Source organism: Streptomyces sp. NPDC003327 (genome assembly GCF_053589515.1).
Map to the genome: position 1 here is coordinate 84,477 of NZ_JBSFSA010000006.1, position 23,878 is coordinate 108,354.

The following is a 23,878-nucleotide window of genomic DNA, read 5'->3' on the forward strand; positions in this document are numbered from 1 at the left end:
CGCGGCCGCGAGTTGTTCGCCAACTCATGAGTGTTGTTCACTCGTTCGGGTGGCGGTGCGGCCGATGCGCGCCCCCTACCCAGAAGCGCTGGAATGGTCGGAAGCCGTACCAGGGGTGGGGGCGCTCCATGTGACCGGTCGTCACCTCTGCTTTGTGGGCGGACGAGTCAAGAATGCGAGCACCGGTGCAGAAGAAGCGGCCTCGGAGCAAGAACGGCACGGGCAGCCAGTCTCCCGTCGACCCGTCGGCCACCGCCGTCCCCGCAGGAGCCGCCGTTCCCGCAGGACCCGCTGCCCCCGCAGGGCCCACGGGCCGTGCCAAGCGCGTCCGCAACCGGCTCGTCGCCGGCGTCGCCCTCGTCGGCGTCACCGTCCTCGCCGCCGGAGCCCCCGCGGTCCTCGCCGCCTCCGCCGACCTCACCGAGTCCCAGCGGCTCGTCACCCTCGCCGAACTCGACCGGCAGGCCGTCACCCTCGCGCACTCCCTCGCCGACGAGCGCGACGAGGTCGTCGCCTACATCGCCGCGGGCCGTGACGACCAGCCCGGCGACAGCAAGGACAAGCGGCAGATCACCAGCGCCCGTTCGGCCCGCGTCGACCGGCAGATGGACGAGATCCGGCCCGCCGCCCCCGCCGAACTCCGCCGTGACCTCGCCGGCGTCCCCTCCGTCCGGCGTGCCGCGCTCACCGGCAAGGGCACCGCCCTGGAGGCCCACAAGGCGTACACCGACGTCATCGGCAAGCTCCAGGCCCTCGCCGACGAGCTCGCCGAGAAGACCCCGGCCCGCGCCTCCGACGCCGCCCTCACCGAGGCCACCCGCGCCCCCGCCGCCCTCGGCCGCGCCGTCGAGCAGGCCTCCGCCACCCGCGGCCTCCTCCTCGCCGCGCTCGCCGTCCCGCAGCCCGAGCCCACCGGCGACGTCCGCTACGACCCCGAGACCGACAGCTACGTCCCCGAGGAACCCGAGGGCGCCGCCGAGGCGAACCGCGCCCGCGACGCCCTCACCGCCGCCGCCCAGCAGGCCCGCGTCCGTGAACTCGCCGCCCTCGGCGACTTCGACCAGTCGGCCGGCACCGTCGCGCGCGACTCCCTCGCCGCCACCGTCGCCGGACCCGAGGTCAAGACCGCCGAGCGCTCCCTCGCCGCCCTCACCGACCAGCCGAAGCTGTCCGAGGCCGAGCGCGAGACCGCCCCCGCCTCCCTGGAGGCCGCGCTCTCCGCCCGCATCGAGCAGATGCGCGGGGTCGAGTCCGCCCTCTCCACCGAGCGGGTCGAGCGGATCGCCGCCCTGCGCGACGACGACGTCACCGCCCTCGAACTGCGCATCGCCTTCCTCGGCGGCTGCCTGCTCGTCGCGATCGGCATCTCCACCTACGTCGCCCGCACGCTCACCCGGCCGCTCGCCGTGCTCCGCATCGGCGCCGCCCGGCTCGCCGCCGCGCCCGAGCCGCACACCGAGGAACCGGTCCGCTTCACCGGCCGCAACGACGAGTTCACCCAGGTCGTGCGCTCCCTCAACACGCTCAGGGCCAAGCTCGCCGGGCACGCCGCCCAGAGCGAGCGGCTCGCCGCGGAGAACGACGACCTGGCCGCCACGAAGGAGGCCGTGGGCGCCGAACTCGCCGCCCAGCGCGCCGACCTCCAGGGCCGGGTCGCGCTCCTCACCGCCGACCTGGAGCGGCTGCGCGGCACCGTCCAGCACACCTTCGTGAACCTCTCCCTGCGCAGCCTCGGCCTCGTCGAGCGACAGCTCGGCGTCATCGAGAAGCTGGAGGAGCGCGAGCAGGACCCGGACCGCCTCGCCACCCTCTTCAAGCTCGACCACATGGCGACCGTCATGCGTCGCCACAGCGAGAACCTCCTGGTCCTCGCCGGGCACGAGCACGGCCACGGCCACGCGGGACCGGTCCCGCTGGTCGACGTGCTGCGCGCCGCCGTCAGCGAGATCGAGCGGTACGAGCGGGTCACCATCCAGTCCCTGCCGCCGCACGCCCAGATCGCGGGCTTCGCCGCCGACGACCTGAGCCACCTCGTCGCCGAACTCCTGGAGAACGCCACGGCGTTCTCGCCGCCGGACGCCGAGGTCCAGCTCTCCGGCTGGCTCCTGGAGAGCGGCGAGGTGATGCTCTCCGTCCAGGACTCCGGCATCGGCGTCGCCCCCGCCCGCCTCACCGACCTCAACGCGCGCCTCGCCGAGGCCGACCCGGAGGCCTTCGACGGCGAGGGGCTCGGCATGCGCGTCGTCGCCGTCCTCGCCGCCCGCCACGGGGTCCGCGTCCAGCTGCGGGACCAGCAGCAGGGCGGCACCGCGGCCGTCGTCGTCCTGCCGCTGCCCCTGCTGCCGACCGCCCCGCCGACGGCCGTGCCCGATCCCGTACGGGTCGGGGGCACCGCGCCCTCGATCCAGCTGCCCGGCTCGGTCGCGGAGGCCAACTCCAACACGCTGCCGTCCCGCACCCGGGACCCGCTCGTGGACGCCGCGGAGCGCGCGTTCCAGGCGGCGGAACAGGAGCAGGAGCAGGAGCGCGGGCAGGAGCAGGAGCGCGGGCAGGAGCAGGCCCCGACGGCCCCCGCCCCCGGCACCGAGCCCGCCCCCGCCCCCGCCCCCGAGCCCGTCGTCGGGTCCGTCTCCGAGACGACCCTCCAGGTCCGGCTGCCCGACCCGCCGCCGGAGCCCGACGCCCACGCCCGCGCCGCCGAGGAGCCGTACGAGCGGCTCCCCGAGGAGCCGGTCACCGCACGGGCTCCCGAAGCACCCGCGGCGCCCGAAGCGCCCGCCGTACCCGCGCCGCCCGCGGCACCCGCCCCGGCCTCTGACCCGGCCGTACCCGGGCCGCGCCCCGCCCAGTGGGAGCGCGTCACCGACAAGGGCCTGCCCAAGCGCACCCCGCAGGTCGTCCGCCAGCCCGAGGCGCCGAAGACCCCCCGTCAGGGCGGCGTCGACGCCGAGGCCCTGCGCCGTCGGCTCGGCGGGTTCCACCAGGGTGCGAAGGAGGGCCGCCGGGACGTGGCGGCCGAGATAGCCGGAAGCACCGCACGTACAGGGGAGAACACGGGGGACACCGTCGAGGAGGCACACAGTTGACCGCGACCGGAACATTCGGACTGAGCACGGAAGCCCGCAACCTGCAATGGCTGCTGGGCAATCTCGTCGAGGAGGTGCCCGGCGTCCGCTCGGTCGCCGTCGTCTCCTCCGACGGACTGCTGCTGCTCTCCTCCGACCCGGCAGTCCAGCAGGAGACGGCCGCCGACGACGCGGGCCGTGCCGCGGGGCCGCGCGGCTCCAGCGCCGACCTGGCCACCATCGTCTCGGGCATCGGCAGCCTGACCGTCGGCGCCGCCCGCCTGATGGACGGCGGCGGGGTCAAGCAGACGATGGTCGCGATGGAGGACAGCAGCGTCCTCGTCATGTCGATCAGCGACGGCTCCCTGCTCGGCGTGCACGCCACGCCCGACTGCGACATGAGCGTCGTGGCGTACCACATGGCCCTGTTCGTGGGCCGTGCCGGACACGTACTCACCCCCGAAGTCCGCAGCGAGCTGCGCAAGTCGATGGAGAGCACCCAGTGACGGCCATGTCCGCCGACTCCGCCTTCAAGCTGCCGGTACGCGGAGAGGGGCGCCGCCCCGCGCGCGTGCGCCCCTACTCGCTCACCGGCGGCCGCACCCGCTTCGGCCACGTCCTGCTCGTCGAGACCTTCGTCGCCGCCCTGGAGGCGCCGGCCACCCGCAAGGTCCTGACGGACGGCGGGCCGGCCGCCCGCGGGCTGATGCCCGAGATGCGGGCCATCGTCGAGATCTGCCGCCGGATGCGGACCGTCGCGGAGATCTCGGCGCTCCTGAAGATGCCGTTGGGAGTCGTCCGGGTGCTGCTCAGCGACCTGGCCGACCAGGGAAAGATCCGTGTGTACGGGACCGGTCACGGCACCGGCCAGCCCGATCGCGCGCTCCTCGAAAGGGTGCTGAGTGGACTCCGTCGTCTCTGACGCCACCGCCGTCTCCGAATCCCCGGTGGACCTTCCGGCGGACGCCCCGTCGGACTCCCGGTCGATCGCCGGGATCCCCGCCCAGCCGCACCCGGAACCGCGCGAACCGGACGCCGAGGACGGCGCCCAGGACTGGCAGCTCGACCACACCCGGGCCCCGATAGCCACGAAGATCGTGGTCGCGGGCGGCTTCGGCGTGGGCAAGACCACCTTCGTCCGCGCGGTCTCGGAGATCACCCCGCTCCAGACCGAGGCGCTGATGACCCGGGCGAGCGAGGACACCGACGACCTCACGGCCACGCCGGACAAGCTCACCACCACCGTGGCGATGGACTTCGGCCGGATCACGCTCGACAACGACCTGGTCCTGTACGTCTTCGGCACGCCCGGCCAGCAGCGTTTCTGGTTCATGTGGGACGACCTGGTGCGCGGCGCGATCGGGGCGATCGTGCTCGCCGACACCCGGCGGCTCACCGACTGCTTCCCGGCCCTGGACTACTTCGAGAGCTGCGGGATCCCCTACATCGTGGCCGTCAACCACTTCGAGGGAACCGAGCGGTTCGAGCCGGAGGACGTCAGGGAGGCCCTGACGGTGCCCCCGGGCGTCCCCGTGGTGATCATGGACGCGCGCAAGCGCTACAGCGTCGTCGAGACCCTGCTCTCCATGGTCGCCCACGCGCTCGAAGCGACCCCCGAATAGCCTCCCCCCGCACGCACGTCACGCCAGGAGCCCCGCCCATGCGGAAGATACTCATAGTCGGCGCCGGCCAGTCCGGCCTCCAGCTCGCCCTCGGACTCCAGTCGAAGGGGTACGAGGTCACCCTCATGTCGAACCGGACGGCGGACGAGATCCGCTCCGGTCGCGTCATGTCCACCCAGTGCATGTTCGACACCGCCCTCCAGCACGAGCGCGACCTCGGCCTCGGCTTCTGGGAGTCCCAGGCCCCGCGCATCGAGGGCCTCGGCGTCTCCGTCGCCGCCCCCGACGCGAGCCGCGCGGTCGACTGGGTCGGCACGCTCAACGGGTACGCCCAGTCCGTCGACCAGCGCGTGAAGATGGCCGGCTGGATGGAGACCTTCGCCCAGCGCGGCGGCCAGCTCGTCATCCACGGCGCCGCCGTCGGCGACCTCGACTACTTCTCGCGCAGCTACGACCTGGTCCTCGTCGCCGCGGGCAAGGGCGAGCTGGTCTCCATGTTCGGCCGGGACGCCGAGCGTTCCCCGTACGCCGAGCCGCAGCGCGCCCTGGCCGTCGCCTACGTCCACGGCCTCGGCCCGCGCCCCGAGCACCCCGACTTCGACGCGGTCCGCTGCAACCTCGTGCCGGGCGTCGGCGAGCTCTTCGTCATGCCGACCCTGACCACCGGCGGCCGCGCCGACATCCTCTTCTGGGAGGGGATCCCCGGCGGCCCCCTCGACGTCTTCCAGGGCGTCAAGGACCCGTCCGAGCACCTCGCGCTGACGCTGGAGCTCATGGAGACGTACACCCCCTGGGAGTACGCGCGGGCCACCAAGGTCGAACTCACCGACGCGGGCGGCACCCTCGCCGGCCGGTACGCGCCGACCGTCCGGAACCCGATCGGCCGCCTCCCCGGCGGCGGACTCGTCCTCGGCGTCGCCGACGTCGTCGTCGCCAACGACCCGATCACCGGACAGGGCTCCAACTCGGCGTCCAAGTGCGCCGCCGCGTACCTCGCCGCGATCGTCGAGCACGGCGACCGGCCCTTCGACGAGGAGTGGATGCGGTCCGCGTTCGACCGCTACTGGCAGACGGCCCAGCACGTCACCAAGTGGACGAACGCCATGCTCGCCCCGCCGCCGGAGCACGTCCTCAACCTCATCGGCGCGGCCGGCCAACTCCAGCCCGTCGCCGACCGCATCGCGAACGGCTTCAACGACCCGGCCGACTTCGAGAACTTCTTCTTCGACCCGGAGAAGGCCTCGGCCTACCTGGCCTCGGTCACCGCCGCCTGACGGACGCCGACTTCCGGGCGGGCCGGAGCGGATGACACCGCTCCGGCCCCGGACCTCCGGTCGCTCGCGTAAGCTCGGGCGGTCCGTCGGTCGGGTGGGGCGAGGAGTGGAAGTGACCAGTACGCGCAGGCTGTTCCTGGGGGCGTTCACGGCGGGGGCCGTGACGGTGGTCGCCGGTTCGGGGACCGCGTCGGCGGCCGAGGAGGCCGAGCAGGCCGGCCAGGCCGAGGGGGACGTGACGTATCCGGGCGAGGTGCGGGCCCGCAACTTCCGCACCGAGGGCGGCACGACCTCGACGTTCAGGACCGTCTCCACGACGGCGACGTCGAAGCTGCACGCCCTGACCGTGCACCAGGACGGGGTGGCGGGCGACGGCGTCGCCCTCAACGTCACCTCCGCCAACCCGTACGACTCGGCGATGTACCTGTCGGGGACGGAGAAGAACCGGGGCACGCTCAAGATCCTGCACCGGGGCCACGCCGACGCCTCCGACGCGGGAGCCGCGGCGATCTCCGTCTACCTGGACACGGACGGCGTCACCGACGGGTCCGGCGGCACCGCCGCCCAGGGCATCTACGTCACCCAGAGCACCGGCCCCACCAAGGGCAACCTCCTCACGCTGCGGAACAACGGCGTGGACGACTTCGTCGTGAAGGGCTCCGGCGCGGTCGGCGTCGGCCTCGCGATCGGCGCGACCCCGCGCGGCCGCGTCGAGATCGCCCAGCGCACCTCCCTCATTGGCCTGCTCATGCAGGCCAACGAGGACGCCAACAGCCGCCTGGTCGAGATCCGCGACCGCACGGGCACCGCGAAGCTGCGCGTGCTCAACAGCGGCGCCCTGGCCGTCCACAACGCCATGTTCGGCGTCACGAGCGGGGAGGCGTACGGCGGCGGCGACGGCGTCATCGGCATCCGCAACGCCACCACCGTCCCCACCGCGAACCCGGCGAACGGCGGCGTCCTCTACGCCGAGGGAGGCGTCCTCAAGTGGCGCGGCCCCTCCGGCGCCGTGACCGAGATCGGAGGGGCCTGACCGTGGAACTCACCCCCGAGCAGCTCGTGTCGGAGTTCCAGGACGCCGTCATGGAGCTGTACTTCGCCCGCAAGCGCATCGCCCTCCTGGAGGCCGAGAACGCGGCCCTGCGGGAACATCTGGCCCGCCCCGGGGAACCGGCGCCCGCCACCCCGGAGGGCTGACGGCAAAAACCCGGTCGAGCCGGAGGGGCGTGCCGGGCGATGATGCCGGCATGCCCCTCAAGGAAACCCTCGCCCGTGTGGACGCCGATCTGGCCGCGGGACGGGTGCCCGCGGCGCGCCAGCGCCTGCGCGGACTCGTCGGCTCCTACCCCTGGGACCTGACCCTGCGCCGCCGCCTCGGTGAGGTCTACCGGCTGTACGGCGAGCCCGCGGAGGCGGGCCGCTGGACGTACCTCGACGAGGACCGGTCGCCGGACGAGGCCGCAGCGTTCGAGGCGCGGTACCCCTCCGCCCGCCGACGCATGAAGGCCCTGGCCTGGCGGGGCCCCGAGGCGCTCGCGGCGACGCCCTTCGCGGAGCGGCAGCTGGCCCGGGTGCGGGCCGCGTGCTCCGCGGAGGTCGGCCGGCCGCTGGAGTGGGGCGACCCGATCCCTTTCGAGGACGACGACGACCACGAGCAGCCGGCCGGCGGCCGCTTCTCGGGCGTGGTGGCGGGGGCCGGATGCTTCCTCGGGTCCCTCGTGATGATCGGGATCTGGGTGAGGGGGCTCGTCGCCCTCTGGGACTGACCGGCGCTCACGCCGCTCCGCCGCCCCGTGGTCACCGGTGGTCGTACCCCTCGTCGGAACCGTCCCTCGCCCCCGGCGGCAGCTCCGGGGGCGTGTACGCGGCCAGCGCCTCGCCGTCCGGGTCCGGGCGGACGGCGCCGAGCAGCGGGTTGGCGGCCACGGGGGAGACCTTCACCCGGCCGCCGGGGCGCGGTGCCTGCACGACCAGGCCCTCCCCGAGGTAGAGCGCCACGTGCGTGGCGCCGGGGAAGTAGACCACCAGGTCGCCGGGGCGCAGCTCGGAGAGCGGCACCCGGGGCAGCTCCGCCCACTGCTCCTGGCTCGTGCGCGGGATCGTGCGGCCCGCCGCCGCCCACGCCCGCTGGGTGAGCCCCGAGCAGTCGTACGACTCCGGGCCCTCGGCGCCCCACTCGTACGGCTTGCCCAGCTGTTCCACGGCGAAGCGCAAGGCCTCCCCGCCCGCCCGTGACGGGGTGCGGAGGCCGTCGAGGACCCCCGAGTCGAGCAGCTCGCGCTGGGCCCCGGCGGTCTGGGTCCGCTCCAGTTCGGTGAGGCGGGCGAGCTGCCGGGGGCTCAGGGAGGCGAGCAGCCGCTCGACCTCGCGCAGCCGGGCCGTGACCGCGTCCCGCTGCGTGCGCCGCGTGGCCGCGAGGGACTGCTGCTTGTCCAGCGCCTTGCGGGAGGCGCTCGCGAGGGCGCCGGCCCGGCGCTCGGCCTCCTTCAGCCGGGTGACGGTGCCGAGCCGCTCGCGCGCCGCACGGGCCATCAGGTGCGCCTGGTCCAGGGCGGCCTGCGGATCGGGGGCGAGGAGCAGCCGCAGGTACGAGGAGAGTTCGGTCCTGCCCCGGTACTGCTCTCTGGCGAGCAGCCCGATCTCGGCGCGGCTGCGGGCGAGCGCCGTCCGGGTGGCGGTGAGCTCGGCGCTGACCTTCCTGGTGTCGGCGGCCTGGACCTTCAGGGCCTCCTCGGTGGCGTTGTACCGCTCGGTGGCCTCCTCGGCCTGCTGGTAGAGCGTCCGCAGCCGGGTGAGCAGCGCGCCGACGGAGTCGCCGCCGGGCGGCGCCAGGGCGGCGGCGTCGTCCTCCCCGCCCCCGGGCTCCGCGGTCTCCGGCACGGAGGACTCCGCCACCGCCCCCGCGGAGTCCGGGCCGACCGGTTCCGGTGCCGGGTCCGCCGGGCCGGCCGGTTCCCGGGTCGGGTCGGCCCAGGCGATCGGGGCCTCGGCCGGCGGGTCGACGGCCGGGGCCGCCGGTGTCCCGGCGGCCTCGGCCGTCCCCAGCGCCGTCGTCGCGGCGAGCACCCCCGTGCAGACCGTGCGCAGCAGCCTTCGCGACACGTCACCACCTCCACCGGGATGATGACGCCTCACTTCATCCGATTACCGTACGAACCGGGGCGCGCCCCGTCCTCTCACCCGTTCGGCTTGGACCAGGGCCACTTCAGCTCGCGCCGCTCGCGGCCCTCGGGGGCGTACACGTAGACCCAGCCCCGCTGGAGCCCGAGCCGCTTCGTGTACCCCGCGGGCTCCCGGCGGTAGGCGTAGAGCGTCGGCGGGCGCCCGTCGTGGGCCGGCACGGGCACCTCGTACCACTTCGGCGGGTGTCCGGTCGGACCCACGAGGACCGGCAGGACCCGGCCGTCCAGCGGACCGCCGCGAAAGGGGGTGTTCTCGCTTCTCACCCCTCCAGTCTCTCCCGGCCGCCCCCGCCCCACAGCAGATGGGCGGCCTCCCCGGCCAGCGGGACCACCGCGCGGGCCAGGCCCGCCACCGGACCGTCGGGCCGCTCCTGGGCGAGGAGGCGCCTCGCCGCCTCCGCCGTCTCGGCGTCCCGGGCCGAACTCGCCGCGAGCAGCGCGACGAGGTGGTCCACCAGCCAGTCGCGCAGCTCCGCCGCAGGCGGCTGCTTGCCCTCGTCGAGCCAGATCAGCGAGGCCGCCTCCACCGCCGCGATCCAGGTCCGCACCAGCATCCCGAGCAGCGGCCCCGGCCGCTCCACGTCCAGGTGGAGGAAGATCTGCTCGGCGCCCGCCCGGCGCACCTCGTCCACGATCGCGGTCGCCCGCGAGGTCTCCGCGACGCTGCCGCCCCGCAGCAGCGCGCTGAACCCGGCGTCGTGGGTGTCGACGAACGCCAGGTAGCGGTCGAGGACCCGGCCGAGCCGCTCGGTGGCCGGCCCGACGGGCGGCTCGCTGAAGCACCGGTTCAGCGCGTCGGCGGAGGAGCGCAGGGCGGCCTCGTACAGCTGCTGCTTGCCGCCCGGGAAGTAGCGGTAGACGAGCGGCCGCGAGACCCCCGCCGCCTCGGCGACGTCGTCGAGGGAGACGTCCTCGGGCGTGCGGTGCGCGAAGAGCTCCTGCGCCGCTTCGAGGAGCTGGCCGCGCCGCTCCTCGACGCTGAGCCGACGGTAGGCGGGGGAGGCGGCGCTCGTCATGTCCGCAGCGTATCTCCGGCCGGGGCGTCACTCCCTTGCGTCCGACTTGTTGACGTTCCGTCTACCAACGTGTGAGCCTGCTGGAACACGGCGGAAGGAGTTGCGGTGTCGACGTTCGACCTCTACGCGAACGCCCCCGGCGAGCCCGTCTGGGAGGTCCCCGCCACCGGAGCGGCCAGGTTCGGCTGGGAGTACGACGAGGGCCGCGACCGCCTGCTCGCCCTCTACCAGAAGGGCAAGGACAAGCAGTGGGACGGCGCCCTGCGGATCGACTGGGACGTCGAGGTGGATCCGTACGACCCGCTCGGCACCCCCGACGAGGCCATGACGGTCCACGGCACCCGCCACTGGGCCAAGCTGACCGAGAAGGACAAGGGCGACCTGCGCCGGCACTACGCCTCCTGGCAGTTCAGCCAGTTCCTCCACGGCGAGCAGGGCGCCATGATCTGCGCCGCCCGGATCGTCGAGTCCGTCCCCGACCTGGACGCCAAGCTCTACTCGGCCACCCAGACCATGGACGAGGCCCGGCACGCCGAGGTCTACGGCCGCTTCCTGCACGAGAAGATCGGGATGCTCTACCCGGTCAACGACGACCTCCGGGGCCTGCTCGGCGACACCCTGCGCGACTCCCGCTGGGACATGCCCTACCTCGGCATGCAGGTCCTCATCGAGGGCCTCGCCCTGGCCGCCTTCGGCATGATCCGCGACACCACGAACAAGCCGCTGCCCCGGCAGATCCTCGCGTACGTGATGCAGGACGAGGCCCGGCACGTGGCCTTCGGCCGGATGGCGCTGCGCGACTACTACAAACAGCTCACGGACGCCGAACTGCGCGAGCGCGAGGAGTTCGTCATCGAGGGCTGCCACCTGATGCGCGACCGGCTGCGCGGGGTCGAGGTCCTGGAGAACTTCGGCATCCCGCGCCGGGAGGCGGAGGCGATGACGGAGGAGAGCGAGTTCCTGCACCTCTTCCGCAAGCTCCTCTTCAGCCGGATCGTGCCCTGTGTGAAGGACATCGGCCTGTGGGGCGAGCGCCTCCAGAAGGCCTATCTGGACATGGGGGTCTTCGACCTCGGCGACTCCAGCCTGGACCTGCTGATGACGCAGGACGAGGAGATCGCGGAGCGGCTCGACGCCGAGCGGTTCGCGGCGGAGGAGGCCGGGCGCGTCGCCGAGGTGCGGGCGGCCGTCGCCCGGGGCGCTGCGGACGAGGGCGCGCCCTCCCCCGCGACCCCTTAGCTCCGGGCCTCCGCCTCCAGGCGGAGCGCCTCCTCCATCACCGCCCGGGCGATCGGCGCCGCGCTGCCGCCGCCGCTGATGTCGGTCCGGGAGGCCTCCGCGTCCTCGACGACCACGGCGACCGCGACGGCCGGCTGCGCCGAGTCCGCCGCCTGCGCCCAGGCGATGAACCAGGCGTAGGGGGTGCCCGTGTTCCCGAACCCGTGCTGCGCGGTGCCGGTCTTGCCGCCGACCACGGCGCCCGGGATCGCCGCCTTCGTGCCCGTGCCCTCCTCCACCGCCTTCACCATCAGCCGCTGGAGCTGGAGCGCCGTCGACGGGGTCATCGCCCGCCGGTAGCTCTGCCGGCCGGTCCGCTCCACGGTCGTGCCGCCGGACGTCGTCGTCCGGTCGACCAGATACGGCTGGGCGATCTCCCCGTGGTTGGCGACGGCCGCCGCCACCAGCGCCATCTGGAGCGGGGTCGCCGTCGTGTCGAACTGCCCGATCGACGACAGCGCCAGCTGGTCCGGGCTCATCTCCCGGTCGAAGTTGGACTTCGCCACCCAGGACGGCACCCGAAGCCCCGTGTCGTTGAAGCCGAAGCGCTCCACCGCCTCGACCATCCCCGCCAGGCCGACGTCCACCCCCAGACCGGCCATCACCGTGTTGCACGACCACTGGACGGCGTACGCGAGGGACGCGTCCCCGCAGCCCTTCGCCTCGTTCGGGAGCACCTGCCGGGTGCCGGGCAGCACGAAGGGGTCCGGGGTGTCGGTCGGCGCGTCCACGTCCCGTACGACCCCGGCGTCCAGGGCCGCCGCGGCCGTCACGATCTTGAAGGTCGAGCCCGGCGGGTACGTCTGGCGCAGCGCCCGGTTCAGCATGGGCTGGTTCGGCGAGGTGGTGAGCCGCCGCCAGGCCTCCTTGACCTCCCGGCCCGTTCCCGACAGCACCCCCGGGTCGTACGAGGGCGAGCTGACGAGCGCCAGGAGGCGGCCGCTGGCCGGCTCGACCGCGACCACCGCGCCCCGCTTGCCGTCGAGGCCCTTGTAGGCCGCCTGCTGCATCGAGGCGCGGACGGTCGTCACGACGTCCCCGCCCGGCCGGCGGCCCCGGCTGAGGTCGTCCCAGAGCGGCAGCGGGGCCAGCATCGGGTCCGTCCCGGAGAGGAGGTCGTCCTCGGCGTGCTCGACGAGCGTCGTGCCGTACGTCTGGGAGGCGTAGCCGGTCACCGGGGCGTACAGCGGCCCCTGACGGTAGGTCCGCTCCCAGCGGAGCTGCTGGCGGCTGTCCCGCGAGCCGGTCACCGGCTTGCCGTCGACGACGATCTCGCCGCGCGGCTGGGCGTACCGGCTGATCGCGATCCGCCGGTTGGCCGGGTCGTCGTCGAGCTCCTCGGCCTCGAAGAGCATCACCCGGGCCGCGTTGACGAGCAGCGCGACGAGGAGGACGAGACAGAGTCCGGCGGCACGCCGGATGTAGCGGATCACCGGACGCCCTCGCCGACCCTGGCGAGTTCGCCCGTGTCGGCCGCCTCGGGCTGCGGCGCGCGGGCCGAGTCGCTGACCCGGATGAGCAGGGCCACGATCACCCAGTTGGTCACCACGGACGAACCTCCCTGGGCCAGGAACGGCATGGCCATGCCGGTCAGCGGGATCAGTCCCATCACCCCGCCCGCGATGACGAAGACCTGGAGCGCCACGATCGAGGCGAGGCCGATCGCGAGCAGACGGCCGAAGGGGTCGCGCAGCGAGAGGCCGGCCCGGTAGCCGCGGGCGACGAGCAGCGCGTAGAGCAGGAAGAGCGCGGTGAGGCCGACGAGTCCGAGCTCCTCGCCCGCCGTGGCGAGGATGAAGTCGGACTTGGTGGCGAAGCCGATGAGGACCGAGTGGCCGAGGCCGAGGCCGGTCCCGAGCATGCCCCCGGCGGCGAACGCGAAGAGGGACTGCGCGAGCTGCCCCGGGCCGTCGCCCGCCCGGATCGAGGCGAAGGGGTCGAGCCAGTCCTCCACCCGGCTGTGCACGTGGGGTTCGACGGAGCCGATGAGGAACGCCCCGGCGGAGGCGAGGACCAGGCCGATCGCGATCCAGCCGGTCCGGCCCGTCGCCACGTACAGCATGATCACGAAGAGGCCGAAGAAGAGCAGCGAGGTGCCGAGGTCGCGTTCCAGGACGAGGACGCCGACGCTGAGGAGCCAGATCGCCACGATCGGCCCGAGCACCCGCCAGGTGGGGAACTGGAACCTCCAGATCCGGCGGCCGGTGTACGCGAGCGCGTTGCGGTTGGCGGCGAGGTACGCGGCGAAGAAGACCGCCAGCAGGATCTTGGCGAACTCGCCCGGCTGGAAGGAGAGCCCGCCGACCCGGATCCAGATCCTGGCGCCGTTCACCGCCGGGAAGAAGATCGGCAGGATCATCAGGGCGAGGGCGGCGGCCACCGACACGTACGCGTACCCCTGGAGGACGCGGTGGTCGCGGAGCAGCAGCACGACGACGATGAAGAGCGCCACCCCGAGCGTCGACCACACCAGCTGCGTCGCCGCCGCCTGGTCCCTGGGCGTCTCCAGGTCGAGGCGGTAGATGAGCACCAGGCCGAGCCCGTTGAGCAGCACGGCGATCGGCAGCAGCAGCGGATCGGCGTAGGGGGCGCGGAAGCGGACCGCGAGGTGGGCGACGAGCGCGAGGAGCCCGAGACCGGCGCCGTACCGCAGGGCGTCGGGCGGCACGGCGCCGCTGCGGGCGAGGCCGACCTCGGCGTATCCGCAGACGGAGAGCAGGACCGCGCCCACGAGGAGGGAGAGTTCGACGCCCCGGCGTTTGGGGTGACGGATCCCGGGCGGGGGCGCGTCCGGGATCCGGGGTGAGGTCATGGTCGGCAAATTAGCAAGCCGTATGCCCTATGTCCCTTTTGTGTGACGGTGTGCCGTCCCGGCTCCGGCGTCAGGTCTCCGGGGCCGCGGTCGTCGGGCCTGCGAAGGCCGGCGTCAGGACTCCGGTGTCAGGTTTCCTGGGGCGCGGGCTCCGGGAGCGCGCTCTCCGGCAGGCGCAGCCGGGCCTCCGCGCCACCGCCGTCCTCCCGGTTCGCGAAGACCAGCGCGGCGCCGATCACCTCCGCCTGCCCCACCGCGATCGTCAGCCCGAGGCCGTGCCCCTTGCCGCCGCTCTCCGTGCGGAACCGCTGCGGCCCCGACTCCAGGAGGTACGCCGGATAGCCCGGCCCGTGGTCCCGCACCGTCACCACCGGCCCGTCCACCGTCAGCACCACCGGCGGGGCGCCGTGCTTGTGCGCGTTGGCCACCAGATTGCCGAGGACCCGTTCGAGCCGCCGCCGGTCGGTCTCCACCGTCGCGTCCCGGACGATCCGCACCTCGGTCTCCGCGCCCGACGCCCGCAGCCCCCGCACCACCCGCTCCGCCAGCGGGCCGAGCTCGTGCACCGCCAGGTCCACGGTCTCGTTGCGGGCGTCGAGGCGCGAGATCTCCAGGAGGTCCTCGGTCAGCCCGCGCATCGCCCGCACCCTGTCCCGTACGAGCTCCGACGGCCGCCCCTCCGGCAGCAGTTCGGCGGCGGCCGACAGGCCCGTCAGGGGCGTGCGCAGCTCGTGCGCCACGTCGGCGGTGAACCGCTGCTCGCTCTGGAGCTTGCGCTGGAGCGAGGAGGCCATCGTGTCGAGCGCCCCGGAGACCGTCGCCACCTCGTCCTGCGGGCGCGTGGGGTCCTTCGTCCGCGGGTCGTCGACGCGCGCGTCCAGGTCGCCCGCGCTGATCCGGCGGGCCACCTGCGCGGTCACGTGCAGCCGCCGCGTCACCCGTGTGACGGCGAACGCGCCGAGGAGCAGGGTCACCGCGATCGCCGGCAGCGAGGAGCCGACGATCGAGCGGTCAAGGGCGTCGATCGCCTCGCGGTTCTGCGTGTAGTCGACGCGTACGGCGAGGGCGCGGCCGTCCGCCGGGCCCGCCGCCCACATCGTCGGCCGCCCCCCGGAGTCGGCGACCGTCGTGCCCCGCTCGCCGCGGACCGCGAGCGCCCGCAGGGAGGCGGGGAGATCCGGCGGGTCGATCCCGGCGAAGCGGGGCAGCGGCTCGCCCGCCTCGTACAGGCGGCTCACCTCCGTGAGCCGGGTCAGCGCCTGCGCGCGGGAGTCCTCCACCGTCCGGCCCGTCACCGACACGTGCACGAGGACGCCGAGCAGCGCGGCGAGGGCGCAGCACATGACCGTGATGAAGACCGCGGCCTTCCAGGTGAGCGTCGCCGTCCAGGCGGGCGGCCTCACCCGCCTCACGGCGTCGGCCCCGGCGGGACGCCCCCCGGCGGCAGCGTGACCGGCGCCTCTGGGGGCGCCGGCGCGGTGCTCGGGCTCGCCGGGCCGGGGCTCGCCGGGCCCGGGTTCGGGGGCGTGGGGCTCACCAGGCGGGGCGCGGGCACGGTCGCGGGCCCCGGCCCGGACGGCCGGATGCGGACGATCTCGTCCCGCGTCGGCAGCATGCTGCCCTGCCGCTCGTCCCAGGACCAGGCGGTGCGGTACTCGTACCCCGGGATGCCGGCCGAACCGACCCGCAGGATCAGGTCCCGGCCCGCCAGCTCCACGCTGATGACCTGGTCGACCGTGGACATGATCCGGGTGAGCCCGCCGTGCTCGGCGAGGTAGACGCGGACGCCGACCTGCTGCTCCGGCATGCGGATGCCCACGATCAGCTCGTCCCGGCCGTTGCCGGTGAGGTCGCGGTAGTACGGCCGCAGCACCGGGCAGGCCGCCGTCCGGCCCGTGCCGCACGCCTCGATCGCCCGCGCCGTCTCCGCGTACATGCCGTCCCGGCCGCTGTGCGCGTCCGGGTGCGCCCGCACCTCGGCGCGGACGACGGCCACCGGGTCCACCCGGCGCACGTCGTTGTCCGCGACCGTGATCCCGGGGACCCGCTCGTTGTCCGTCTCGCCGTAGTCGAACGGCGGATCCGTCGCGGGCGGCAGGTCGGGCCACAGTCGCACGGGTCCCACGGCCGCCGGCGTCGGCCCCGCGCTGCGCAGCCCGCCCTCGCCCGCACCGCACCCGGCGAGGGCCGCGAGCCCGCCGAGGACCACCACCGAGGCGGCGACGGCGGCGGTGGCCGCGCCGGCGGCGAACGGGAAGGCGCGGGCTCTCACACGGCTCCTCGGGAACACGGGTCGCAGGACACGGGGCGCGGGGGCCGGACGGTCCCTTCCTCATGACCTTATGCGGAGAGAAGTCCCCTTTGCCCGCGTACGGCTCCCGTCCCTAGTACCAGCCCTGCTCCATCCGGGTCAGCGCCGCCCGGCAGAGGGTGAGGAGCTTCTCGTCGTCGTGGATGTCGTGGCTGCCCGACGCGCCCTCCCGGGCGTTGTGGCGCCGCCGCCGGGTCAGCTCCGTGAGGACCACCAGCTGGGCCTCGACCGCCGCCGGGCCCATCTCCGCCAGGCACTCGGCGATGTCCACGCGCGCGTGACGGTTCTCCTCCCAGGCCGCGAGCAGCACGGGCAGCGTCGTCGCCGTCTCGCCCGCCACCCGCCACAGGGCCGCCGCCGCGCGGACGCGCACCCACAGGTCCCGCGAGGACAGGCCGGGCCGCAGGGTCGGGGCGGCGGCCGCCGCCGCCGGGCCGATCTCGCTCAGCGCCCGGGCGGCCGTGCACCAGTCGGCGCTCGGCGTGCCCGGCCGCAGCCACCGCTCCAGCGCCGGCAGCGCCTCCCCGAGGTCCCCTTCGGCCGCCCACAACGCCCGCGCCGCCGTCGTGGCGACCGCGGCCGACTCGGCGGCCAGGTGTCTTCGCAGATCCGGCACGGCCGTCCCCGCCGCCGGGCCGAAGGCCGCGAGCGTGCGCAGCGCCGCCTCCCACACCCAGTCGCGCCGGTTCGGCGGCGCCCCGCGCAGCACCCTCAGCACCTCCGGCAGGGCCTGGCTGCCCCGGACCGCGCCCAGCGCGTGCAGCAGGGGCGCCGCCCGGTCGTAGAGCCGCTCGTCGAGCTCGATCTGCGCCAGCCGGTAGCGCAGCAGCGGGGCGAGCCCCCCGGCGGCGGGCCCGAGCCCGTCGACGGCGTACAGCAGGTCCCGCGGCACCTCGCCCTCCTCCAGGGCGCGCGCGAGCAGCGGTACGGCGCGGGCGTCACCCGCCCGGGCCAGCGCGAGCAGCACCCCGCCCCGGCCGCCCCGCCCCGGCCCGTGGCCGTACGCGGAGGGGGCCGGGGGCGCGGACTCGGCGGCCCCCAGGCGGGAGGCGAGGGCGTCGGTGGCCGGGGCGCCCAGCTCGAAGAGGCGCTCCAGTAAGGACGTCGCCGCGTCCCGCACCCGGGGCTCGGGATCGTGGAGCTGGTCCGCGACCAGGCGGACCACCTCCTCGTACCGCCCGCGCCAGACCCGTATCAATCCGCCGCACAGCCAGATCGCGTCCGCACGCTGCCAGCGGTCGGGGCTGCGCAGCTGCGCCACGATCAGCGCGATCCGGTCCTCGACCCGGTCGTCGAGCGCGGTGTGCAGGGTGCGCAGCAGCTCCTCGGTCCAGGGAGCCGGGCGGCCGGTGGTGTGCTCGCCGAGGAGCTCGCGGACCTGGCCGACGAGCGTCGGCGTCGCCGTGGCCCGCGGCTCGACGGGGGCGGCCGGCTCGTACGGGACGGTCCTGATCTCCTCCAGGAGCTCCGTCACCCGGCCCACCACGTCCTCCGGGATCGCGGCGGGCACGCAGCGCGCCACCTGCGCGAGCGCGGCGAGGCGCAGCCCGGGGGAGTGGGCGACGCGCGAGAGCCAGTCGAGCCAGTCGACGGTCTCGGCGCGCAGCGAGGCGTGCCGCAGGGCGATCCGCCCGACGGCGGCGACGAGGGCGAGGAGCACCTCCGTGTTCCGCTCCACGGTGAGCCGCTCGCGCAGCAGGGACAGGACGTGCACCGGGTCGGGGTGGAGCGAGGCGAGCGCGCAGGGCGCGGCGAGCCGCACCTCGGGGTCCGGGTCCGAGAGCAGCCCCAGGAAGACGTCGGCGCCGGCGGCGACGGCGGCCGACGCCATCGCGTAGTTGGCGGCGGGAATGAACTCCTCGTCGTCCGGGTCGAGTTCGTCCAGTTCCTCGTCGTCGTCGAGCTCGATCCCACCGATGCTCGTGAGCAGTTCGACGAGGGAGCCCCGGTCCGGGACGGCCGGGTCCGCGACGAGTTCGAGGAGGAAGGGGATGCAGGCGAGGGTGGAGTCGTAGACGTCGCCCTGGTGATGCACCGCGCCGTACATGCCGTCGAGGGCGGTCTCCCGCTCGGCGGGGTCGGCGGAGGCCAGTCCGCGGAGCAGCGTCGGAACATCGTCGGCGGGGCCGTACGCATGCCCCAGCGAGGCCCAGTCGACCTCCTCGATCCCCGTCAGCATTGCCGGCCGCCTTCCCCGTGAGCGCTGTACCAGGGAGCAAGTGTGCACCACGGTACGGTGGACAACCCCTTACTGAACGTATCCGCCGTGCGCGGGGCCTCCGTTGCGCTCTGTTTGCGCCATGTGCGGTCAGCAGCACGGCAGTTGCGCACGGTGACGAACGCGGGCCGGGGGCGCCGGGCCTCAGGCGTCACCCCTGACGCGTACGTACGCGGGCGTCCCGTGCCGCCCCGAGACCTGCCGCAGCTCCACCGGCAGCGGCCGGTCGAGCAGCCGCACCGGGCCGTGCTCGGGATCGGTCACCAGCTCCCCGAGCCGGCCGCGCACCGACTCCGCGACCTCCCGGGACTGCGCCGGGGTCAGCCGGGGCGAGGTCGGGACGGTGCTCCCGTCCGGCAGGCGCACGAGCAGCGCCCGCGGCCGGTCCGGCGGGCCGACCAGGCCGAGCAGCATCCCGTCGAGGGTGTCGGCGTGCCGGACCTTCCGCCAGGCCCAGGTGCCGCCCGGGCGGTACGGCGAGCCCAGCGCCTTGGCGACGATCCCCTCCACGCCCGCGGCCCGCAGCTCCCGGAACCACTCCCGCGCGGTCGCCTCGTCCGAGGTGGCCAGCACCCGCTGGAGCGGCGGCTCGGCGTCCCGCAGCACCGCCCCGAGCAGCTCCCAGCGGTCCCGCAGCGGCAGCGCCCGCAGGTCGCGGCCGGGCATCGCGAGGAGGTCGAAGGCGATGTACGAGACGGGGACGCCGGTCCGGGCCCGGTCGGCGCGGGAGCGGAGCAGGTCGGTGAAGCTGAGCCGCCCGTCCCGGTAGGCGCACAGCTCGCCGTCGAGCACGGTGCCGGGCGGCAGCTGCGCGGCCAGCGGGCCGGTGATCTCGGGGAACTCGGGCGCGAGGTCGCGGTGGGAGCGGGACTGGAGGACGACCCGGCCCCCGTCGAGGACGAAGGCGAGGGCGCGGAAGCCGTCGAGCTTGAGGGAGTACTGGAGGTCGTGGGGCGGGGCGGCCTGCGGGGGGATCGCGTCGGCGGACCGGGGCCGCATCACCTCCACGGGCGGCAGCAGCACGGCGCCCGTCCCCCCGGTGGCAGCGCTCCCACCCGTCCCGCTCACGGCACCGCTCCGGCCCGGTCGGGCGCGAAGAGGGGGGCCATCAGCTCCCCGTACCGCTCCAGACGTGGCGCGATGTCGTCCATGAGCAGGACCAGGTCCCCGGGCGCCGCGCAGGCCTCGACCTCCTCCCAGGTGACGGGCGCCGAGGCGGTCGGCCGGGTCCGGGCCCGCAGGGTGTAGGGCGTCGCGGTGGTCTTGGCGGCGGCGTTCTGGCTGTGGTCCACGAACACCTTGCCGGGCCGCAGCGCCTTGGCCATCCGGTGCACGACGAGCCCGGGCAGCTCCGCCTCCGCCTCGACGGCGAGCCGCTTCGCGTACGCCGAGACCCGCGCGGACGGCGTCGGCTCCACCGGGACCAGCAGGTGCAGCCCCTTGGAGCCGGAGGTCTTGGCGAACGCCTCCAGGCCGTCCTCGGCGAGCCGCTCCCGCAGGTGCAGCGCCACCCGGCAGCAGTCGACGACCGTCGCGGGCGCCCCGGGGTCGAGGTCGAACACGAGCCGGTCGGCGACGGCGGGGCCTGCGGCCCGCCACTGGGGCGTGTGGAACTCCACCACCAGGTTCGCGGCCCACATCAGGGAGGCCAGGTCCTCGATCACGACCTGCCGTGCCCCGGGGTCCTCGGAGCGCGGCACGGGGGCGGTGTTCACCCAGGCGGGCGTGCCGGGCGGCGGGTTCTTGGAGAAGAACAGCTGCCCCTCGGGGCCGTCCGGATAGCGCAGGAAGGAGACCGGCCGGTCGCGCAGGTGCGGCAGGATCGCGGTCCCGATGGTGGCGTAGTAGTGCAGCACCTCTCCCTTCGTGGTGCCGGTGGCCGGGTGGATCACCTTGTCGAGGTTGCTCAGCGGGAGGCGCCGCCCCTCCACCTCCGTGATGGGCGTCATACGATGAGAATCCCACGATTCCCGTGCAAACGGTGCGAATGGTGCAGGCAGTGTAAGCGGCGTGAACGGTGTGAAGGGAACGAAACGTGCGATCCATCTGGAACGGCGCCATCTCCTTCGGTCTGGTCAGCATCCCGATCAAGCTGGTCAACGCCACCGAGAGCCGGTCCGTCTCCTTCCGCCAGGTCCACACCGAGGACGGCGGCCGCGTCCGCTACAAGAAGGTGTGCGAGCTCGACGGCGCCGAGGTCTCGCAGGCGGAGATCGGCAAGGCCTACGAGGACGCCGACGGGACCATGATCCCGATCACCGACGAGGACCTGGCGTCGCTTCCGCTGCCCACCGCCAAGACGATCGAGATCGTCGCCTTCGTCGCGGCGGGCGAGATCGACCCGCTCCAGATGGACACCGCCTACTACCTCTCGGCGAACGGCGTGCCCGCCGCCAAGCCGTACACCCTGCTCCGCGAGGCGCTCAAGCGCAGCGACAAGGTGGCGGTCGCGAAGTTCGCCCTGCGGGGCCGGGAGCGCCTGGGGATGCTCCGGGTCGTCGACGACGTGATCGCGATGCACGGCCTGCTCTGGCCTGACGAGATCCGCGCCCCCGAGGGCGTGGCGCCGGAGACGCCGGTGAGCGTCCGGGAGGCCGAACTCGACCTGGCGGACGCCCTGATGGCCACCCTCGGCGACGTCGACATCACCACCCTGCACGACGACTACCGCGACGCCGTGGAGGAGATGATCGCGGCGAAGGCGGAGGGCGGTGCGGGCGTGGCCCCGCCGGAGCCGGGCGAGGACCGTGGCGGCGGCAAGGTGATCGACCTGATGGCGGCCCTGGAGAGCAGTGTGCGCGCGGCGAAGGAGGCCCGTGGCGAGGCGCCCGCCGAGGGCGACGTCGGGTCGGCGGAGCCGGGGCGGTCGGGGGAGCCGGCGGAGGTCACGGAGCTGAAGCCGCGCGGCCGGGCGTCCTCGGCGCGGGCGCCGAAGGAGACCGGGGCCAGGAAGTCCACGGCCCGTACCGCCGCGAAGGCGGAGGCGCCGGCGGCCCGGAAGTCCACGTCGAAGGAGACGGCGAAGTCGGCGGCCGGGAAGAAGGCGGCGGCGAAGTCGACCACCAAGTCCACCGCCAAGTCCACGGCGAAGTCGGCGACCGGGAAGACGGCCGCCTCGAAGAGGTCCGCCGCCAAGGAGACGCCGGCGAAGAAGGCCGCGGCGAAGAAGGCGGCCCCGCGCAAGCGCTCGGCCTGACGAGGGGGCGGGGGCGAGGGGCCGGGGACACGGGGGCCCGGGGGGCGAGGATGGCCTGAAGGGGCGCCAAGTCGCCGCATAGCGGACGTCTTTGGCCGTCCTTCGGACAACAGCTGGTCAAATTTCTGTCGGATACCTGTCAAACGGGAACCTTCGCTGGCACGCTCTCAGCCGCGCCACCCCCCTCACCCCCCCCACGCGTTTTCAGCGAAGGAGCCCGCGTGACCCGCCAGCAGTCCTCGCACCGCCGCACCACCGCCCGCGCAGCAGCCCTCATCGCCTCGGCCGCCATGGTCGTCGTCGGCGTCCAGACCGGATCCGCCAGCGCCAAGGCCGAAGCCGACGTCCGCGTCGACGCCGCCGCCCAGCGCGAGGCGGGCGCCACCGCCCTCGTCCTCACCGGGGCCCAGCGCGCCGCCGCGATCCGCGAGGCCCAGGCCGGCGCCCCGGCCACCGCCGCGGCCATCGGCCTCTCCGACCGGGAGAAGCTGGTCGTCCGGGACGTCCTCAAGGACGCCGACGGCACCGTCCACACGCGCTACGAGCGCACCTACGAGGGCCTCCCCGTCCTCGGCGGCGACCTCGTCGTCCACCAGAAGGCCTCGGGCGCCCGCTCCACCACCAAGGCCACCCACGCCCGCATATCCGTGCCCGGCACGGCCGCCGCCGTCACCTCCGCCGCCGCGGGCAGGGCCGCCCTCGCCTCCGGCGACAACACCGCCGAGGCCCCCTCCTCGACCCGCAAGGTCGTCTGGGCCGCCACCGGCAAGCCGGCCCTGGCCTGGGAGACGATCGTCACCGGCGTCCAGCACGACGGCACCCCGAGCGAGCGCCACGTGATCACCGACGCCACCACCGGCAAGGAGCTGTACGCCTACGAGGCGATCGAGACGGGCACCGGCCACACCCAGTACAGCGGCTCCGTGACCCTCGGCACCTCCCCGTCGTACACCCTCACCGACGCCCTGCGCGGCGGCCACAAGACGTACGACCTGGCCGGCGGCACCACCGGCACCGGCACCCTCTTCACCAACTCCACGGACGTCTGGGGCAACGGCCTGGCGACGAACCGCGAGACCGCCGCCGCCGACGCCCACTACGGCGCCGCGCTCACCTGGGACTTCTACAAGAACGAGCTCGGCCGCAACGGCATCCGCGGAGACGGCGTCGCCGCCTACTCGCGCGTCCACTACGGCAACGCGTACGTCAACGCCTTCTGGTCCGACTCCTGCTTCTGCATGACGTACGGCGACGGCGCCAACAACACCAGGCCCCTCACGTCCATCGACGTCGCCGGCCACGAGATGACCCACGGCCTCACCGCCGCCACCGCGAACCTCCGCTACAGCCGGGAGTCCGGCGGTCTCAACGAGGCCACCTCCGACATCCTCGGCACCTCCGTCGAGTTCTACGCCGGCAACGCCTCCGACGCGGGCGACTACCTCATCGGCGAGAAGATCGACATCCGCGGCAACGGCACCCCGCTGCGCTACATGGACCGCCCGAGCCGCGACGGCAGCTCCGCCGACTACTGGTCCACCAAGGTCGCCCGCCTCGACGTCCACCACTCCTCGGGCCCGGCCAACCACTTCTTCTTCCTGCTCGCCGAGGGCAGCGGCGCCCGGACCGTCAACGGCGTCGCCTACGACTCGCCGACCGCCAACGGCTCCACCCTCACCGGAATCGGCCGCACCGCGGCCTACAAGATCTGGTACAAGGCCCTCTCCACCTACATGACCTCGTCCACCACCTACGCCGGCGCCCGCACGGCCACCCTCTCCGCGGCCGCCGACCTCTACGGCGCCGGCAGCGCCGAGCACACCGCCGTCGCCGCCGCCTGGGCCGCCGTCAACGTCAACTAGTCCCGGACGGCCGACGGCCGACGGCCCACCGCCGACGACCCG

At 74.3% G+C, this 23,878-nt stretch carries 21 protein-coding genes; 11 read left to right on the forward strand and 10 right to left on the reverse strand.

The window, feature by feature from the left end; all coding sequences use genetic code 11:
• Window positions 1-173: 173 nt before the first annotated feature.
• The 8 genes from ACWDVG_RS07725 (at window position 174) to ACWDVG_RS07760 (ending at window position 7,727) form a co-directional block, all read left to right on the forward strand.
• On the forward strand, window positions 174-3,086 hold the full coding sequence (locus ACWDVG_RS07725; protein ID WP_451697156.1) for a nitrate- and nitrite sensing domain-containing protein: 2,913 nt from the start codon (window positions 174-176) through the stop codon (window positions 3,084-3,086).
• On the forward strand, window positions 3,083-3,571 hold the full coding sequence (locus tag ACWDVG_RS07730) for a roadblock/LC7 domain-containing protein (protein WP_451697158.1): 489 nt from the start codon (window positions 3,083-3,085) through the stop codon (window positions 3,569-3,571). The genes ACWDVG_RS07725 and ACWDVG_RS07730 overlap by 4 nt, the downstream gene beginning before the upstream one ends.
• 5 nt (window positions 3,572-3,576) lie before the next feature.
• On the forward strand, window positions 3,577-3,987 hold the full coding sequence (locus ACWDVG_RS07735; RefSeq protein ID WP_451697417.1) for a DUF742 domain-containing protein: 411 nt from the start codon (window positions 3,577-3,579) through the stop codon (window positions 3,985-3,987).
• 73 nt (window positions 3,988-4,060) lie between these two features.
• A complete protein-coding gene (locus ACWDVG_RS07740) occupies window positions 4,061-4,687 on the forward strand; it encodes a GTP-binding protein (protein WP_451697418.1) in 627 nt (208 codons plus the stop codon).
• 38 nt (window positions 4,688-4,725) lie between these two features.
• On the forward strand, window positions 4,726-5,961 hold the full coding sequence (locus ACWDVG_RS07745) for a styrene monooxygenase/indole monooxygenase family protein (protein WP_451697160.1): 1,236 nt from the start codon (window positions 4,726-4,728) through the stop codon (window positions 5,959-5,961).
• A gap of 112 nt (window positions 5,962-6,073) precedes the next feature.
• Window positions 6,074-6,994: a hyaluronoglucosaminidase gene (locus ACWDVG_RS07750; RefSeq protein ID WP_451697162.1), complete on the forward strand. Its 921-nt coding sequence runs from the start codon at window positions 6,074-6,076 to the stop codon at window positions 6,992-6,994.
• Between the two features lie 2 nt (window positions 6,995-6,996).
• Window positions 6,997-7,158 carry a hypothetical protein gene (locus tag ACWDVG_RS07755; RefSeq protein WP_451697164.1) on the forward strand — a complete coding sequence of 54 codons (162 nt, stop codon included), beginning with the start codon at window positions 6,997-6,999 and terminating at the stop codon, window positions 7,156-7,158.
• 50 nt (window positions 7,159-7,208) lie between these two features.
• Window positions 7,209-7,727, forward strand: a complete 519-nt coding sequence (locus ACWDVG_RS07760) for a DUF6584 family protein (protein ID WP_451697165.1) — start codon at window positions 7,209-7,211, stop codon at window positions 7,725-7,727.
• Between the two features lie 31 nt (window positions 7,728-7,758).
• Here the strand turns inward: ACWDVG_RS07760 and ACWDVG_RS07765 are convergent, their stop codons facing one another.
• From ACWDVG_RS07765 to ACWDVG_RS07775, 3 genes are all read right to left on the reverse strand, one after another.
• Window positions 7,759-9,063 carry an NlpC/P60 family protein gene (locus ACWDVG_RS07765; RefSeq protein ID WP_451697167.1) on the reverse strand — a complete coding sequence of 435 codons (1,305 nt, stop codon included), beginning with the start codon at window positions 9,061-9,063 and terminating at the stop codon, window positions 7,759-7,761.
• A 74-nt stretch (window positions 9,064-9,137) separates the two neighbouring features.
• Complete coding sequence (locus ACWDVG_RS07770; RefSeq protein ID WP_451697169.1) at window positions 9,138-9,407, reverse strand: hypothetical protein; 270 nt, start codon at window positions 9,405-9,407, stop codon at window positions 9,138-9,140.
• Window positions 9,404-10,159 carry a TetR/AcrR family transcriptional regulator gene (locus ACWDVG_RS07775; RefSeq protein ID WP_451697171.1) on the reverse strand — a complete coding sequence of 252 codons (756 nt, stop codon included), beginning with the start codon at window positions 10,157-10,159 and terminating at the stop codon, window positions 9,404-9,406. The genes ACWDVG_RS07770 and ACWDVG_RS07775 overlap by 4 nt, the downstream gene beginning before the upstream one ends.
• 105 nt (window positions 10,160-10,264) lie before the next feature.
• On the opposite strand from ACWDVG_RS07775, the gene ACWDVG_RS07780 reads away from it, so the two are divergent.
• The gene (locus ACWDVG_RS07780) at window positions 10,265-11,398 is read left to right on the forward strand and encodes a ferritin-like domain-containing protein (RefSeq protein ID WP_451697173.1); all 1,134 of its coding nucleotides are present in this window, start codon (window positions 10,265-10,267) and stop codon (window positions 11,396-11,398) included.
• Here ACWDVG_RS07780 and ACWDVG_RS07785 read toward each other — a convergent pair.
• The 7 genes from ACWDVG_RS07785 to ligD form a co-directional block, all read right to left on the reverse strand.
• On the reverse strand, window positions 11,395-12,870 hold the full coding sequence (locus ACWDVG_RS07785; RefSeq protein ID WP_451697175.1) for a penicillin-binding transpeptidase domain-containing protein: 1,476 nt from the start codon (window positions 12,868-12,870) through the stop codon (window positions 11,395-11,397). The two genes, ACWDVG_RS07780 and ACWDVG_RS07785, sit on opposite strands and share 4 nt — an antisense overlap.
• A complete protein-coding gene (locus ACWDVG_RS07790) occupies window positions 12,867-14,249 on the reverse strand; it encodes an FtsW/RodA/SpoVE family cell cycle protein (protein ID WP_451697177.1) in 1,383 nt (460 codons plus the stop codon). The genes ACWDVG_RS07785 and ACWDVG_RS07790 overlap by 4 nt, the downstream gene beginning before the upstream one ends.
• Before the next feature lie 128 nt (window positions 14,250-14,377).
• Window positions 14,378-15,661 (reverse strand): ATP-binding protein, encoded by a 1,284-nt coding sequence (locus ACWDVG_RS07795; RefSeq protein ID WP_451697179.1) that lies wholly within the window; start codon window positions 15,659-15,661, stop codon window positions 14,378-14,380.
• Window positions 15,658-16,521, reverse strand: a complete 864-nt coding sequence (locus tag ACWDVG_RS07800) for a hypothetical protein (protein WP_451697181.1) — start codon at window positions 16,519-16,521, stop codon at window positions 15,658-15,660. The genes ACWDVG_RS07795 and ACWDVG_RS07800 overlap by 4 nt, the downstream gene beginning before the upstream one ends.
• 112 nt (window positions 16,522-16,633) lie before the next feature.
• Window positions 16,634-18,739, reverse strand: a complete 2,106-nt coding sequence (locus tag ACWDVG_RS07805) for a PBS lyase (protein ID WP_451697183.1) — start codon at window positions 18,737-18,739, stop codon at window positions 16,634-16,636.
• 183 nt (window positions 18,740-18,922) lie between these two features.
• A complete protein-coding gene (locus tag ACWDVG_RS07810; RefSeq protein WP_451697185.1) occupies window positions 18,923-19,801 on the reverse strand; it encodes an ATP-dependent DNA ligase in 879 nt (292 codons plus the stop codon).
• Between the two features lie 41 nt (window positions 19,802-19,842).
• The gene (gene ligD, locus ACWDVG_RS07815; RefSeq protein ID WP_451697187.1) at window positions 19,843-20,727 is read right to left on the reverse strand and encodes a non-homologous end-joining DNA ligase; all 885 of its coding nucleotides are present in this window, start codon (window positions 20,725-20,727) and stop codon (window positions 19,843-19,845) included.
• An 86-nt stretch (window positions 20,728-20,813) separates the two neighbouring features.
• On the opposite strand from ligD, the gene ku reads away from it, so the two are divergent.
• Together ku and ACWDVG_RS07825 are read left to right on the forward strand one after the other, a co-directional pair.
• Window positions 20,814-21,974, forward strand: a complete 1,161-nt coding sequence (gene ku, locus ACWDVG_RS07820) for a non-homologous end joining protein Ku (protein WP_451697189.1) — start codon at window positions 20,814-20,816, stop codon at window positions 21,972-21,974.
• A 221-nt stretch (window positions 21,975-22,195) separates the two neighbouring features.
• Window positions 22,196-23,836 (forward strand): M4 family metallopeptidase, encoded by a 1,641-nt coding sequence (locus ACWDVG_RS07825; RefSeq protein ID WP_451697191.1) that lies wholly within the window; start codon window positions 22,196-22,198, stop codon window positions 23,834-23,836.
• Window positions 23,837-23,878: the final 42 nt, after the last annotated feature.

Bases quoted from the DNA above. Each gene is read 5' to 3' on its own strand.
- ACWDVG_RS07805 (WP_451697183.1), bottom strand. From the start codon at position 18,739: ATGCTGACGGGGATCGAGGAGGTCGACTGGGCCTCGCTGGGGCATGCG.
- ACWDVG_RS07790 (WP_451697177.1), bottom strand. From the start codon at position 14,249: ATGACCTCACCCCGGATCCCGGACGCGCCCCCGCCCGGGATCCGTCAC.
- ACWDVG_RS07760 (WP_451697165.1), top strand. From the start codon at position 7,209: ATGCCCCTCAAGGAAACCCTCGCCCGTGTGGACGCCGATCTGGCCGCG.
- ACWDVG_RS07745 (WP_451697160.1), top strand. From the start codon at position 4,726: ATGCGGAAGATACTCATAGTCGGCGCCGGCCAGTCCGGCCTCCAGCTC.
- ligD (WP_451697187.1), bottom strand. From the start codon at position 20,727: ATGACGCCCATCACGGAGGTGGAGGGGCGGCGCCTCCCGCTGAGCAAC.
- ACWDVG_RS07775 (WP_451697171.1), bottom strand. From the start codon at position 10,159: ATGACGAGCGCCGCCTCCCCCGCCTACCGTCGGCTCAGCGTCGAGGAG.
- ACWDVG_RS07735 (WP_451697417.1), top strand. From the start codon at position 3,577: ATGTCCGCCGACTCCGCCTTCAAGCTGCCGGTACGCGGAGAGGGGCGC.
- ACWDVG_RS07725 (WP_451697156.1), top strand. From the start codon at position 174: ATGCGAGCACCGGTGCAGAAGAAGCGGCCTCGGAGCAAGAACGGCACG.